Source organism: Povalibacter sp. (assembly GCF_036735925.1).
GTDB lineage: Bacteria > Pseudomonadota > Gammaproteobacteria > Steroidobacterales > Steroidobacteraceae > Steroidobacter.
Genome location: NZ_DAINNK010000051.1, coordinates 25,010 through 39,337, shown reverse-complemented (window position 1 = coordinate 39,337; position 14,328 = coordinate 25,010). Strand labels below are relative to the sequence as shown.

Below are 14,328 nucleotides of genomic sequence, written 5' to 3'. Positions count from 1 at the left end.
CTCCGTGTGAAATTCTTCTACTCCGCGATCTTCGCCCCATCCACCCGGAAGCGCAGCGCCTGCAGCTGTTCCTGCGGCAGATTGCCCAGTCCCGTCGCGGCGGCGGCCTGTTCGCCCGGTTTGACGATCGCATCGATCACGACGCGATTGCCCTGTTGCAGGATGCGGCCCGAGCTGTCGACGAGCACGGGGGTGACCTGGATGTCGTTGAGCGCCACGGGCGAGCGGTTCTGGACGACCACGATGACGCGGCCCTGCGAATCGAGCTGGCCGGTGGTGGCGACGTAGTTGCCCGGGTTCTGCGGCAGATCCGTCTTCATGTATTCGGCCGCCGCGGCCTTGCCGATGGCGCTGTCCGAGGTTGCGGCGGCCTTGTAGTACTGCTGCGCCTTGGCCGTGTCGCCGCTGTCGCGCGCAATGTTGCCGAGGTAGTAGGCGGCGGGTGCAGTCGGCAGCAGCTGTGCGCTCTTCGTCAGCCATTCCTCCGCCTTCGCCTTGTCGCCGAGCTGCATCTGCGCGACGCCGCCGCCGAGATACGAGCCGAAGTAGGACGGATTGAGCTGGATCGCCTTCTGATAGTACGCAGCCGCCTGCTGCGGATTCTTTTCCGACAGCGAGATCTCGCCGAGGAATTCCTGGAAGCGCCCCTCCTGCGGGACCGCCTTTGCCGCCTCGCCGGCGAGCGATTTCGCCGTCGCCAGGTCCTTCTTGCGCGCGGCAGCCATCGCCTGGTCGAACTTGTCGTACGCCGGTTTCATCTGGCGCAGCTGCTGTGTGGCGGCGGCGTATTTCTCGGCGCCCACGTCGCCGCCGCGTCCCAGCTGTTCGGCGGTCCGCTTGTTCGTCGCCACGCGCTCCTCCGACGGCGGATGCGAGGCGAACAGTCCTTCCATCCAGCTCTGCTGCTTCGCGCCGCCGGCCTGCGACAGACGCACGAAGGTTTCCTGCAGCGTGACGGCGCCCCACGGGTCGTAGCCCACGAGCTTCATGTACTTCATGCCGTACAGGTCGCTTTCCAGTTCCTGGTCGCGTCCGTACTTCATCTGGATCATCTGCGCACCGGCGCCGGCGCCCTGGATCGCCATGCTCGCGAGCCCGGCATCGACGCCGCCGATGGCCGCGCCGATCTGCGCGGCTGCGAGGCCGGCCTGCATCAGCGTGCCGCGTTCCTGCGCCTTGGCGCCGTGACGCGCCGCGGCGTGCACGATTTCATGGCCGAGCACCGCGGCCAGTTCGGCCTCGTTCTGCAGCTCCGTGAGCAGCCCGCGATTGACGGCGATCTTGCCGCCGGGCAGCGCCCACGCATTCGGCACGGAGTTGTTGAGCACCACGAATTCATAAGGCAGCTGGCGATCCGCCACGGCGGCGAGCTTCTGGCCGACGCCGCTGACGTAGGCGGTGAGCTGCGGGTCGACCGTGAGGTCGCCGCCTTCGCTCTGGCGCGTGGGTTCGTAGTTCTTCGCGCCGATCTGCAGCTCCTGCGCCTCGGAGACGAACTGGATCTCCTTCTTGCCGGTGACCGGATTCACGCCGCAGGCGCCGAGCCACAGGCAGGCGACGATGCATGAAACGACACGGGCGATCGGTGACATGGGGGCAGTCCTCTTGTTGTCTGGCGCGGGCAGGGGCGTGCGCAGTCGGTGCGGCGGATCGGGGAATTATCTTCATCCGTCGCCCGCCCGGCAGCTGCTTCGAATAGGTATCAAACGCAGACGCGCCATGGCAGGCTTCCGGAAAAGACGATGGAAAGGATACAAGTGCGAAGGAACGCGCATGGAGCGAGGTGGCGATTGTCGCAGACAGTCGACGGTGAACCGGTCCGCAGGGCCGATGCATGGCGCATGGTCGCGAGGCAGACCGGTCCCTGCCTCGTGATCCTGCTGGCCGGCATCGGCACGACGCTGCTGCTGACCCGCCTGTATGTCGACACGCAGGTGTCCCGCGCCCGCGAACAGTTCGCCGCCTGGTGCGAGGAGCGGCAGCAGCTGCTCAGCCGCAGCGTCGATGCGAACATCGAATCGCTGTACGGCGTGCGTGCGCTGTTCGACAGCAGTCAGTACGTCAGTCCCGACGAGTTCGAGCAGTACACGACGGCAGCGCTGGCGCGTCATCGCAACGTGCGTTCGATCGGGTATCTGCGCCTGGTCACGGACGAGAATCGCGAGGATTTCGAACGACAGTACACCCGGGTCCTCGGCCGGCCGTTCCGGATCCTGCAGCTGGATGCGTCCAACCGGCTCGTCCCTGCGGAGCGGCGTCCGATCTACGCGCCACTGATCTACGCCCATGCGCGCGACGGCCTGTTCGTGGGGCTCGACACCCGCGGCCTTCCGGCCATCGCGGCGGCGATGGATGCGACGGCGAAGACCGATGCCGCGAGCGCGGCGATTTCTCCCGGCATCCACCTGACGCCGCCGGATCCGCGGCGCTACGTCCATGTCTATCTGCCGGTGTACTCGCGCGCCACGCGGGCCGCCGCAGCCGACTGGCGCGAACTCGATGGCTTCGTGCGTCTGCACTTCGTGCTGGAAGAGATAGCGCAGGACGTCGCCGCGCAGGCGCGTGACACGGGCATCGAGATGGAACTGCTGGAGCCCGGTCCGCAATCGGCCGCCGCGGATACCGGCGAGGGCGAAGTCGTCATCGACGACTCGTGGAACGAATCCCCGTCGCTCGAATGGCGCGGCGGCATCGCCATCGCGGATCGCACGCTGTCGCTGCAGTTCCGCACGCTGCCCGGCTATGCGGGCGCAAAGCCGCCATTGCCGGTGTGGTCGGTGCTGCTGGCGGGCCTGGTAACGACGTTGCTCGGCGCGCTCGCCGCTTTCTATCTCACGCGCAGTCGTCTGCGCAACGAACTCATGTCGCGCAATCTCGCGGCGGAAATGCGCGAACGGCGCCTGAGCGAAGAGCGCACGGCACAGAGCGAGGAGCGCTATCGGCTGCTGATCGAGAACAGTCCCGACGCGGTCCTGATGGTGCGCGCCGGCATCGTGACGTTCGTCAACCGTCCTGCCGTCGAACTGTTCCGCGCCGGCAGCGCACAGGAGCTGATCGGCCGGCAGGTCGTCGACCGGGTGCATCCGGATTACCGCATCGTCGCCCAGCAGCGGGTCGATCGCATGGTCCGCGAGCGCGTCATCCTGCCGCCGCTGGAAGAGCGCCTGATCCGCCTCGACGGCACGCCGGTCGATGTCGAAGTCCGCACCGTGCCGTTCCAGATCGACACCGAAACGGCCCTGCTGGTGACGATCCGCGATATCACGGCCCGCCGCGAGGCCGAACGCGATCGCCTCGGACTGGAGGTCGCCCTGCGTCAATCGCAGCGTCTGGAAGCCATCGGCACGCTGACCGGCGGCATCGCCCATGACTTCAACAACATCCTGAGTTCCATCGTCGGCAACATCCGGCTGGCGATGGACGATCTGCCCAAAGACCATCCGGCGCGGCAGAGCGCGCACGAGATCCGCAACGCCACCAATCGCGCCCGCGACCTCGTGAAGCGCCTGATGACGTTCAGCCGCCAGCAGGAAACGCCGCAGTCGCCGCTCGAACTGGCGCCGCTCATCGATGAAGTGCAGCAGCTGCTGCGGCCCGCACTGCCGGCCGCCGTCGTGCTGCAGTCGTTCGTGCCGCCGGATACGCCGCCGGTGATTGCCGACGGCACGCAGCTGCACCAGGTGCTCGTCAATCTCTGCACGAATGCCTGGCAGGCCATGCCCTCCGGACGCGGCGAGATCCAGGTGCTCGTGACTACGCTCTCCGCCGAAGAGGCGCGCCATGAAGCCGGCAGCACGCTCAACGGCGCGGCGCGCTACGTCCGCATCGAAGTGCGCGACAACGGCAGCGGCATTCCGGCGGAAATCCTCGAGCGCATCTTCGATCCGTTCTTCACGACCAAGGAGGCGGGCGAGGGCAGCGGACTCGGGCTCGCCGTCGTGCACGGCATCGTGCGCAATCACAAGGGCGCCATCGTTGCGAAGAGCGAGGTCGGCGTCGGCAGCAGCTTCTTCGTCTATCTGCGCGCCAGCGAGCGCAGCGCCGTGCCCGAACGGCCTGTCGTCGCCGCAACTCCGCGCGGTGCGAACCAGCATGTGCTGTACATCGATGACGAGGAACCGCTGGTCGTGCTCGTGACGCGCATCCTCGAACGCAGCGGCTATCGCTGCTCGGCCACCACCGATCCGCGCCAGGCGCTCGACTGGGTCGCGAAGAATCCGCAGGACTTCGATCTGGTGCTCACCGACATGAACATGCCCGGCATGAGCGGCATCGACGTGGCGCGCGAAGTGCTGGCGCTGCGTCCGACATTGCCCGTCGTGATCACCACGGGATACGTGCGGGCAGTCGATGTCGCCGCGACCCGGTCGCTCGGGATTCGCGATCTGATTCTGAAGCCGGATACCATCGACGAACTGGCCAGCCTGGTCGCGCGCTATCTGAGCGAACCGGCGCCGGGCCGGTCGGCGCATTGATGGGTACCTGTTGCGAGTGCGATGGAAATATCGATCGACATTGCGGCCGTCCGCCGCCTGATCAGGACGGAGTACGCGCAGGCCCGTGCGGATATCGCGGCGCGCGGGCCGGTCGCGGCGCTCGCAGCCTCGCAACTGCGCCACGACGCGCGACTCGCGAGCGCGGCCGACGCCGGTACGCTGGCCTGCAAGGACGGCTGTGCCTGGTGCTGTCACTTCACGGTCGACGTGCGCGCGGCCGAGGTCTTTCGCATCCTCGATTTCGTGGCCGCGCATTTCACTCACGATCAGCGCGAGCGGCTGCGACAGGAGGTTTTCGTCAACGGCGCCGAAGTCGCGCCGCTGTCGGACATGGAGCGCATGCGGCGCACCGCGAAATGTCCTTTTCTGGAGGCCGGGCGCTGCACCATCTACGCGGTGCGCCCGCAGACCTGTCGCAACTATCACGCCACCGACGCGGCCGGTTGCCGCCAGTCGTACGAGCAGCCCGACAACATGGACATCGATCCGGAGTTCGCGCCGCTCGTGTACCAGGCGGGCGGCGCACACGTCGAAGCCTTCTCGAAAGCCGTGCAGGATGCCGGCTATGACACCGGTGCGTACGAATTGAACATGGCGCTGGCGGCGGCGCTGCGGCAGCCGGAAAGCCGCGCGCGTTTCGAGGCAGGGGAGGCGCCGTTCGATGATCTGGCCGGTGATGAGGTGCCGGCGGAGTTCATGGACGACGACTGAGATGCCCCCTCCCTGACCCTCCCCCGGCGACCGGGGGAGGGGATCGGAATCCTGCCCCCTCCCCCGGTCGCCGGGGGAGGGCCGGGGCGGGGGCGATCCGGGGCAATCCCCAACGATTCCCCGGAAAACCCCCCAATCCGCCCCCGTGTCATGCGCCGGCATCATGCCTATATGCCAAACCGGATTGGCGCCCGCCCGCGGAAATGATGAGAATTGCTCGCATCCGGCTCGCTGTTCAGCTGTTTCGACCGTCCCGGGGTGCGGGGCGGACGGGATCGGTTGTGCCAGCGAACGCACCCGCCGGGCAGGTTGTACTGGAGATTTCATGGCTGCCTTGAATACGGAGACAGTGAAGAGCGTCCACCACTGGACCGACTCCCTGTTCAGTTTCACCACCACCCGCGATCCCGGCCTGCGTTTCGAGAACGGCCAGTTCGTCATGATCGGCCTGCCCGTCGAAGGTCGTCCGCTGCTGCGTGCCTACAGCATCGCCAGCGCCAATCACCAGGAACACCTGGAATTCTTCAGCATCAAGGTGCAGGACGGCCCGCTGACCTCGCGCCTGCAGTCCATCCAGCCCGGCCAGGAAATCTTCGTCAGCCGCAAGCCCACGGGCACGCTGCTCCTGCACGATCTGAAGCCCGGCCGCCGTTGCTTCTTTTTCAGCACCGGCACCGGCCTTGCGCCGTTCCTGAGCCTGGTGCGCGACCCGGAACTGTACGAGCGCTTCGAGCGCATCATCCTGGTCCACGGCGTGCGCGAACGTCGCGACCTCGCGTATGAGCACTTCCTGTCCGAAGTGCTGCCGCAGGACGAACATCTCGGCGAACTGGTGCGCAACCAGCTCATCTACTACCCCACCGTGACGCGCGAGCCCTATCGCAATCGCGGCCGCCTCACGGACCTGCTGGAAACCGGCCGCATGCTGCAGGACCTGGGCGAAGCGCCGCTCGATCCGGCGCAGGACCGCGCCATGATGTGCGGCAGCCCGCAGATGCTGAAGGACCTCTCGGCGATCCTGGACGCCCGCGGTTTCACGATTTCCCCGCATATCGGCGAGCCCGGCGATTACGTGATCGAACGCGCTTTTGTCGAAAAGTGATCTGGCAATTCCCCGCGGGTTCGTGATATCAAGCCACCCATGTCTTCACTGACTCGCAGCTATCGGTTCTGGGCCTACTTTTATTTTCCGAAGCCAATGGCGGAAGGAATGGGCTCGACCTGAACCGACGAATCAGAGAACCACCCAGAAAACCGCCAGCATCCCTGGCGGTTTTTTTTTGCCGGAAATATTCGGGAGCACTGTTGTGAACGTTCGTACCGACGACCTGCGCATCCGCGACATCCGCGAGCTGGCCACGCCCGAGGATCTCATGCGCGAATTCGCGATGACCGAGCCGGCGTCGGCCGCCGTGGCGGCGGGACGTACGGCCATGCAGAAGATCCTGCACCGCCAGGACGATCGCCTCGCCGTCGTCATCGGTCCGTGTTCGATCCACGACACGAAAGCGGCGATCGAGTACGCGACGCGCCTGTGCGAACAGCGCGAGCGCTTCAAGGACACGCTGGAAATCATCATGCGCGTCTATTTCGAGAAACCGCGCACCACGGTCGGCTGGAAGGGCCTGATCAACGATCCCGATCTCGACGGCAGCTTCAACATCAACAAGGGACTGCGCCTCGCACGCGGCCTGCTGCTCGAGATCAATCAGCTCGGCGTGCCGGCGGGCTGCGAATTCCTCGACATGATCACGCCGCAGTACATCGGCGACCTGGTCGCCTGGGGCGCCATCGGCGCGCGCACCACGGAAAGCCAGGTGCATCGCGAACTCGCCTCGGGCGTGTCCTGTCCCGTCGGTTTCAAGAACGGCACCGACGGCAATGTGAAGATCGCCATCGACGCCGTGCAGGCGGCGTCCAATCCGCATCATTTCCTGGCCGTCACCAAGGCGGGCCGCAGCGCCATCGCCTCGACTGCCGGCAACGCGGACTGTCACGTGATCCTGCGCGGCGGCAAGACGCCGAACTTCGACGCCGGCAGCGTCGAAGCGGTGAGTGCGCAGCTCAAGGCCTCGGGCCTCGAACAGAAAATCATGATCGACGTCAGCCACGGCAACAGCAGCAAGAAGCCGGAGAACCAGCCGCTGGTCGCTGCGGACATCGCCGCGCAGATCGAGAAGGGCGAGCAGCGCATTGCCGGCGTGATGGTCGAAAGCCACCTCGTCGCCGGACGCCAGGACCTCAAGCCCGGCGCGTCGCTGGTGTACGGACAGAGCATCACGGACGGCTGCATCGACTGGCAGTCGTCCGTCCAGGTGCTGGAAACGCTGGCCGACGCCGTGACTCGCCGGCGCCGCCTGTCGATGCCGCAGGCACGGGCGGTCTGACGCCCCTTCTACTGTAGGTCAGGCTTCAGCCTGACTCCGGAAAAGGCCGGCTGAAGCCGGCCCCACAGTAATAGGAAAGCCGCCGCAGGCCGTTCAATGCACTCGCTTCGGCGTAAATCTCCAGAGCGAGTTCTCCACATCCGAACTCACATACACCGCATCGCCGTCGTCGACGGCAATGCCGACCGCCGCGGTGGGATTGTCGGCGCCGCCCACCGGCAGATCCGATGCAATCACCCGTGAAGTTCCCGAGGGCGAATCGATCTGGATGAGCCGCCTGGTCGAGAGCTCGACAGTGAAGAGAGCATCGTTCGCACCGACGGCGAGCGAACGAGGATCGGTCAGACCCTTCGCGATGACGCGGCGCTGACCGTCGAGCAGATCGAGCTGCAGGATCTCGCCGCGCACCGCATCCAGTGCATACGCCGTGTTGCGTCGCGCGCGGCTCAGCGCAAACCCTCCGGACGCCGGTACGTTGCCGTCGATCACGCGGCCCTTGTCGTTGCCGTCGCCCGACGCCAGGCGCACGAGTCGATTGTCCGCGGTCAATACCAGCCCGTCGCCGCCGGGCAGCTCGTACGCGAGGCGCGCGCCTCGCAGATGCATCGATGCGGCGGGCCGGTTGCTGCCGTGCGGATACTTCTGGACGAGGCCTTCGCTGTTCACGAGCACGACATGATGCTCGCTCGCGCTGACGGCGACCGGATATTCGATGGGCGTGCCGGCCGCGTGCGCGCGTGCGATGTCGTCGACGGCCCCGCTGCGCCCGTCGACGCTGCGGAACGCGAAAACATCGGCGACGTAGATCGTCGTGCCGTGCGCCGCGATCGACAGCGGAATGGCGAGCTCTCCCTTCACCACCTGGCGTACCTTGCCGGTGACCGCATCGACTTCCTGGATACCGTTGTCGGCCATGTTGGAAACGAAGATGCGGTCGCGCGAATCGATGGCGAGGTTGTCGAGCGACGTCTCCAGCTTCGCCACCAGCGTGCGCGTGCCGCGCTCGATGTCGACGCGGATCAGTTCGCCGGCCGCCGTGTCGACGACATAGAGATTCCACTTGGAATCGAAGTTGGCGGCGGCAGGCGTCTGGAATCCGTCGGCGACGACGCTCATCGCACCGCTGTCGGGGTCGATGCGTACGATCTGCTTCTTGAACCACAGCGGCCCGTACAGCATGCCGTCGGGCCCGATGTCGAAGCCGTTGAAGCCGCCGGGATCCTTGACGATGCTGCGCGGCGGCTTGATTCCCGCCGGGTCGATCTCCCACACGCCGTCCCCGCCGAAGACCTGGCCCACGAACAGCCGGCCGTCGCTGCGCCGGACATTGATCGAGTTGATGCTGGGAATGTCCGCGATCTTCCTGACCGGCCCATCGCCGCTGCGCGCATACACCGCGCCCTGCAGGATGGCCGTCCAGACCATCGTGCCGTCGGCGAGGAACACCAGGTCGTCTGCCATTCCGGCCGGCGGTCCGACGACGGTTTCCACTGCGCCGGTGGCGGTATCGACCCGATACACGCTCTGTCCCATGACGCTGCCGGCGTGCAGCACGTCGTTGCGGTCGAAGGCCAGGCCATGAACGCCATGGAATGGCGAGCCCGCGACCAGGCGTTCGACCTGGTGGGATTCGCTGACGGGTGCTGCGTCTGCGCAGAACGTCCAGGCCAGTGCGACGACCAGCGTGTCGACACGACGTGCATGCTGCATCGATGAGTCCCCCCTGCTGCCTGGAGGCGGAGCATGGGCGAGACGCGCGTGTCGGGCAATCCTGCCGTTGCAGGAGATGTTCTGGGGCAGCCGCTACGGCCAGCAGCGCGACCGGTTCAAAATTAAAGGCGACCGCATCGATGACGCGGTCGCCTCTGTCAGACGGCATGTCCGACCCGGCATGCCGTTTTCGACAGCCGGTGGTTATTGCCAGTAAGGCTTCGCCTTGTAGTACGCGTATGTCTTGTCGCGATAGGCGAGGCCATCGTTCTTCGTCAGTTCGTCGATGGAATCCGCGGGAGCGGCCTTCAACTGCTCCTTGCTGAGATTCACGACGTAACTGTTCTCGTCCTTGTCGTAGTCGAGCGTGCTCCACGGCACCGGGTGATATTTTTCGCCCAGGCCAAGCACGCCGCCGAAACCGACGATGGCAAACATGATCTGGTTCGACTGCTTGTCGAGCACGATGTCTTCCACCTGACCGAGCTTTTCGCCCGTGCCGTCCTTCACGTTCGTGCCGATGACCTTCTTCGCGCGAATCGCGGACGTGTGGCCGCTTTGCGTAGGCATAAATGTCTCCTGATCTTTATCCGAGGGATGAACGCGGCGATGCGTTCGGTAGAGACTCAATGCGGCGGCGGCAATGAGGTTCCGTCGGAATGCGCGCCACCGGCGTGCGTGTTTTCCGGTGGCAAAAGAAAACGGCCGCGGACCTTGCGATCCGCGGCCGTCGTCGAGATCGAGCCGTTCAGTCCTGCTTCGCGACCTTCATGCCGCTCTGGTCCACGTACTTGTACGTGACCGAGCCGAAGAACATCTCGTCCCAGCTTTGCTGACCCCAGGGCACGGTCCGCGCCGGATCGGGGTTCGCCTTGTTCTGCTTCGAGTTGTCGAACGCCGCCACGGCGCGGATCCTGGTGCCGGCCGGCACGAACTTCGGTTCGGTCAGTTCGTAGTCGAGCTGCCAGTTGTAGTTGTACCGGGCGATGTTCAGCAGTTCCTCGCTGTGGCCGTCCGGATAATCGGCATAGAAGCGCATGCGCTTACCGCGGAAATGCATGTGCGGCAGCATGCTGTAGATGTGTGCGTCCTTCTTGATGGTGATGGTCTGCTGCATTTCATGGTCCGCCGCGTACGGCGGGATCGGAATCCAGCCGCGCGTGAAAATGCAGGCGCACTGGTTCGACATGCGCTCGGCGGGGATCTCGTCGTCCGGGTAGAACCACACGCCGATTTCGCTCGCGTCCGTCGTCGCCTTGCCGTTGGTCGTGTAGTGCAACTGCAGCGCCAGCGACGAACCCTTCTTCAGCAGGCCGCCGGTGTTGGGCGGTTCATGCTGCGGCTGCGCTCCCGGAATGTAGGCCGTGATGCGCGCAGCATTCGGATCGCCGCCGCCCAGGAAGCCGCCTTCCTGCTTCACGCCCGGCGGCAGCAGGCTGTTGAGCGTATGGTGCAGCACGGTACGGTCGCCCGCGAGGTACTGGCTGGCCTTCACGTAGCGATCGCGATCCAGGCCTTCGATCGGCACGGTCACGCGGATGTAGTCGAGCACGCCGGTGGCCGGAATCTGCTGCGGCGGCACCTTCACGATCAGGTCGGGCTCGCCGTACGCCCACTGGGTGGCCGGCCACTTGAGCTGCGTCAGCGGATCGACGTCGCCGTCCTTCTCGGCGCCGGCTTCGATCCAGTGGATCAGCTTCTGCTGTTCCGCACTCGTCAGCGTGTAGGTTTCCTTGAAGTGACCGATCTCCGGATCGATCTGGCCCGGCGGCATGCGCTTGGTCAGCACCACTTCGCGGATCATGGGAGCGAAGCCCTTCACGATCAGGTGGCTGTTCATGGCGAACGGCGCGATGCCGCCTTCGCGATGGCAGCGCGCGCAGTTCTCGGCCAGGATCGGCGCGATTTCCTTCGAGTAGGAAACGCCCGACTTCGCCTGCGCCACTTTCGCCGGGTACTTGATCTTCTCGCCGCTCACTCGCGCGGTGGCGGTTTTCACCGCATGATCCGCCAGCACTGCGTCGATCGCCGCGATGAAGCGCTTGTCGGCCGGGCCGCGGTACAGCACTTCAGAGGTGCCGGGTTTGACCAGCAGCACCTCGCCGGTCTTGCGCACGCCGAGTCCTTCGGAGACGAGTTGCGCGTCGTCCATGAGGACGGGAATGTCGGTGCCGTACTTGTCGAGTTCCTGCTGCACCGAAGCGCGCGACTGCGTGCCGAGCGGATTGATCATGAAGAACTTGATCTGGTCGGCGTACTTTTCCTTCGCCGCCTTGAAACCAGGAACGGCCTTGGCGGCGCCCTTGCTGCCGTTGCTCATCACGAGCAGCGCGACGGCTTTGTGATCGTCGTAATAACTGAGCTGGTGGAAATAGCCTTGCTGATCGATCAGGGAAAAATCCCCGACGCGATCCACGGCCGACGCGGATGTGGCAAAGACGATGCCGACGGCCGCGAGTGCGAGCCACGATCTGTTCACGAAAACCCCCTGTGTCTGGCGCGAGCCATGACGAATGTTCGATCCAGTAGGCGAGAGCCTACTGCCGTGCCGATTCTGCGCAAGGGGCGATGTTCGAAAACGTCGGGGCGGATTCCGTCATGTTTTGTCAACGGACGCCTTTTGCAAGGCACAATGCCGGCATGAAAGTGCGTGGCTTCGTCCTGCAGGCAAGTTATCGAGTGGTTTCCGCGCCGGGTGGCTCGCGTCTGCCCGTCGTATACATCTACGGCCGCCTGGAAGATGGCGGCACCTTCCTGGTCCGCGACGATCGCCCGCGTCCGCACTTTTATATAAGAACCGCGGATATCGCCCGAGCACGTACTCAGCGTATCCCCGAGCCGCGGCCCGCAGGTCGGCACACGTTCGACGGCGCCGAGGTCAGTCGCATCGAAGCGGAAGTCCCGGGCGACGTTCCCGCGATGCGCGATCGCCTGCACGCCGCCGGCATCGACACCTTCGAAGCCGACGTCCGCTTCGCGATGCGCTATCTCATCGAGCGTGGCATCAAGGGCGGCTGCGTGATCGAAGGCGACGCCGTCGCGGGCAAGGGCCTCACTTGCATCTTCGACAATCCCGTGATGACGCCGGCGCAGGTGAAGGTCGAACCGCGCCTGCTGTCGTTCGACATCGAGACCGACGCGAAGGCCGAGAAGCTGCTGGCAATCTCACTCTTCGCGCCGGGCATCGACGAAGTGCTCATCGTCGACGATGCAGGCCGCGAGATGCCAGAGCGCGCCATCCGCTGCGAGAGCGAGTTCGATGCCATCGAGCGTTTCTGCGAGCGCGTGCGCACCTTCGATGCCGACGTGCTCACCGGCTGGAACATCATCGACTTCGACCTGAGCGTCCTGCAGCGCATCGCCGCGCGTGTGCGCCATCCGTTCGAACTGGGCCGCGATGCCGGCGCGATCCGCATCCGCAAGCCCGAAGGCTATTTCGGCAGCGGTCAGGCCAGCGTGCCGGGCCGGCTGGTGCTCGATGGCATCGACCTGTTGCGCGGCGCCTTCGTGCGCATGGAGGACTATTCGCTCGACGCCGTCGCGCGCGACGTGCTGGGCGAAGGCAAGGCAGTGAAGGGCGACTCGCGCGACCGGCTCGGCGAGATCATGCACAACTACCGGCACGATCTGCCGGCGTTCGCACTCTACGCCCGCACCGATGCGCGGCTCGCTTTCCAGATCGTGCAGAAACTCGATGTCGTGCGGCTGGCACTCGCGCGCAGCGAACTCTCCGGCATGACGCCGGACCGCGTCGCGGCCAGCATCGCCTCGTTCGACTTCCTGTATCTGTCGGAACTCGAACGCCAGCGCATCGTCGCGCCCACGGTGCGTTCCGACGATTCGCGCGTGCACGTCGCGCAGCAGGGCGGGCATGTGCTCGAACCGATCGCCGGGCTGCATCGCAATGTCTGGGTGTTCGATTTCAAGAGCCTGTATCCGAGCCTGATCCGCACGTTCAACATCGATCCGCTGTCGTACGTCGCGAATCCTTCGCCGCAAGCCGACCTGATCCGCATTCCCGGCGGCGCCTTCCGGCGCGAGCCGGCCATCCTGCCGCGCATGCTCGATGATCTGTTTCCGCGTCGCGAAGCGGCGAAGAAGGCCGGCGACGACGTCGCCTCGAACGCCATCAAGATCCTGATGAACTCGTTCTACGGCGTGCTCGGCACGCCCGCGTGCCGCTTCTTCAACCCGGCGCTCGCCAATTCGATCACCGGTACCGGCCGCGAAATGCTGCTGTGGTCGAAGCGCTGGTTCGAAGCGGCCGGCTTCGTCGTCCTCTACGGCGACACCGACAGCCTGTTCGTGCATTCCGGCATCGACGATCCGGCAGCAGCGCTGGAACAGGGGCGCGATCTCGCGGCGAAACTGAGCGTCGAAATCGCGCGCCACATCGACGAACGCTGGCAGGTGCCGAGCCGGCTGGAACTCAAGTTCGAGAAGCTCTACTCGCGCCTGTTCCTGGCGCAGGCACGCAACAGCACGCGCGGCGCCAGCAAGCGCTACGCCGGCCTGCGCCACGGCAAGGACACGCCGGAATTCACCGGCATGGAAGTCGTGCGCAGCGACTGGACGGCGCTCGCCAAACAGGTGCAGCGCGAGTTGTACCAGCGCCTGTTCACGGACCAGTCGGTGGACCGCTATCTCGAAGACGTCGTCAAGCGTCTGCGCAATGGCGAATTCGACGACCTGCTCGTGTATCGCAAGGGACTGCGCAAAGATGCCGAGGAGTACACGGCCACCACGCCGCCGCACGTCGCGGCCGCCCGCAAATCGACCCAGCCGACGGGCCGCACCATCAGCTACGTCATGACGACCGCCGGCGCCGAGCCGATCGACAACATCCAGCATCCCATCGACCGGGAACACTATGTCGTCAAACAGGTGAAGCCCGTGGCCGAGCCCGTGCTGGCGACCTTGCGGCTCGATTTCGACAAGGTGATCGGCGATACGCGGCAGCTGGATCTGCTGGGAATGTGATTGTCAGCTCATGCGAGATTGCCTGGGTATCGAAGTATTTATAT

The 14,328-nt window shown here is 65.4% G+C and carries 9 protein-coding genes; 5 read left to right on the top strand and 4 right to left on the bottom strand.

What is annotated here, in order from left to right:
• Nucleotides 1-17: 17 nt before the first annotated feature.
• Entirely contained in the window at nucleotides 18-1,592 is a 1,575-nt protein-coding gene (locus V7D81_RS15655; RefSeq protein ID WP_324317912.1) for a M48 family metalloprotease, read from the bottom strand.
• Nucleotides 1,593-1,790: 198 nt separating this feature from the next.
• On the opposite strand from V7D81_RS15655, the gene V7D81_RS15650 reads away from it, so the two are divergent.
• The 4 genes from V7D81_RS15650 (at nucleotide 1,791) to V7D81_RS15635 (ending at nucleotide 7,594) form a co-directional block, all read left to right on the top strand.
• Entirely contained in the window at nucleotides 1,791-4,475 is a 2,685-nt protein-coding gene (locus tag V7D81_RS15650) for an ATP-binding protein (RefSeq protein ID WP_324317910.1), read from the top strand.
• Nucleotides 4,476-4,496: 21 nt separating this feature from the next.
• Entirely contained in the window at nucleotides 4,497-5,207 is a 711-nt protein-coding gene (locus tag V7D81_RS15645; RefSeq protein WP_324317908.1) for a YkgJ family cysteine cluster protein, read from the top strand.
• Nucleotides 5,208-5,532: 325 nt separating this feature from the next.
• On the top strand, nucleotides 5,533-6,309 hold the full coding sequence (locus V7D81_RS15640; RefSeq protein ID WP_324317906.1) for a ferredoxin--NADP reductase: 777 nt from the start codon (nucleotides 5,533-5,535) through the stop codon (nucleotides 6,307-6,309).
• 205 nt (nucleotides 6,310-6,514) lie between these two features.
• Nucleotides 6,515-7,594: a 3-deoxy-7-phosphoheptulonate synthase gene (locus V7D81_RS15635; protein ID WP_324317904.1), complete on the top strand. Its 1,080-nt coding sequence runs from the start codon at nucleotides 6,515-6,517 to the stop codon at nucleotides 7,592-7,594.
• A 93-nt stretch (nucleotides 7,595-7,687) separates the two neighbouring features.
• Here the strand turns inward: V7D81_RS15635 and V7D81_RS15630 are convergent, their stop codons facing one another.
• The 3 genes from V7D81_RS15630 to V7D81_RS15620 all read right to left on the bottom strand — a co-directional run bounded on the left by V7D81_RS15630 (nucleotide 7,688) and on the right by V7D81_RS15620 (nucleotide 11,783).
• Nucleotides 7,688-9,304: an SMP-30/gluconolactonase/LRE family protein gene (locus V7D81_RS15630; protein ID WP_324317902.1), complete on the bottom strand. Its 1,617-nt coding sequence runs from the start codon at nucleotides 9,302-9,304 to the stop codon at nucleotides 7,688-7,690.
• Between the two features lie 204 nt (nucleotides 9,305-9,508).
• Complete coding sequence (locus V7D81_RS15625; RefSeq protein ID WP_324317900.1) at nucleotides 9,509-9,874, bottom strand: PRC-barrel domain-containing protein; 366 nt, start codon at nucleotides 9,872-9,874, stop codon at nucleotides 9,509-9,511.
• Between the two features lie 178 nt (nucleotides 9,875-10,052).
• Nucleotides 10,053-11,783: a hypothetical protein gene (locus tag V7D81_RS15620; RefSeq protein ID WP_324317898.1), complete on the bottom strand. Its 1,731-nt coding sequence runs from the start codon at nucleotides 11,781-11,783 to the stop codon at nucleotides 10,053-10,055.
• A gap of 89 nt (nucleotides 11,784-11,872) precedes the next feature.
• Between V7D81_RS15620 and V7D81_RS15615 the strand changes: the two genes are divergently transcribed.
• Nucleotides 11,873-14,284, top strand: coding sequence for a DNA polymerase II (locus V7D81_RS15615; RefSeq protein ID WP_324317896.1), 2,412 nt, complete (start codon nucleotides 11,873-11,875; stop codon nucleotides 14,282-14,284).
• Nucleotides 14,285-14,328 lie beyond the last annotated feature (44 nt).

Coding starts and splice junctions, on each gene's coding strand:
- V7D81_RS15625 (WP_324317900.1), bottom strand. CDS start 9,874: ATGCCTACGCAAAGCGGCCACACGTCCGCGATTCGCGCGAAGAAGGTC.
- V7D81_RS15615 (WP_324317896.1), top strand. CDS start 11,873: ATGTTCGAAAACGTCGGGGCGGATTCCGTCATGTTTTGTCAACGGACG.
- V7D81_RS15630 (WP_324317902.1), bottom strand. CDS start 9,304: ATGCAGCATGCACGTCGTGTCGACACGCTGGTCGTCGCACTGGCCTGG.
- V7D81_RS15645 (WP_324317908.1), top strand. CDS start 4,497: ATGGAAATATCGATCGACATTGCGGCCGTCCGCCGCCTGATCAGGACG.
- V7D81_RS15640 (WP_324317906.1), top strand. CDS start 5,533: ATGGCTGCCTTGAATACGGAGACAGTGAAGAGCGTCCACCACTGGACC.
- V7D81_RS15655 (WP_324317912.1), bottom strand. CDS start 1,592: ATGTCACCGATCGCCCGTGTCGTTTCATGCATCGTCGCCTGCCTGTGG.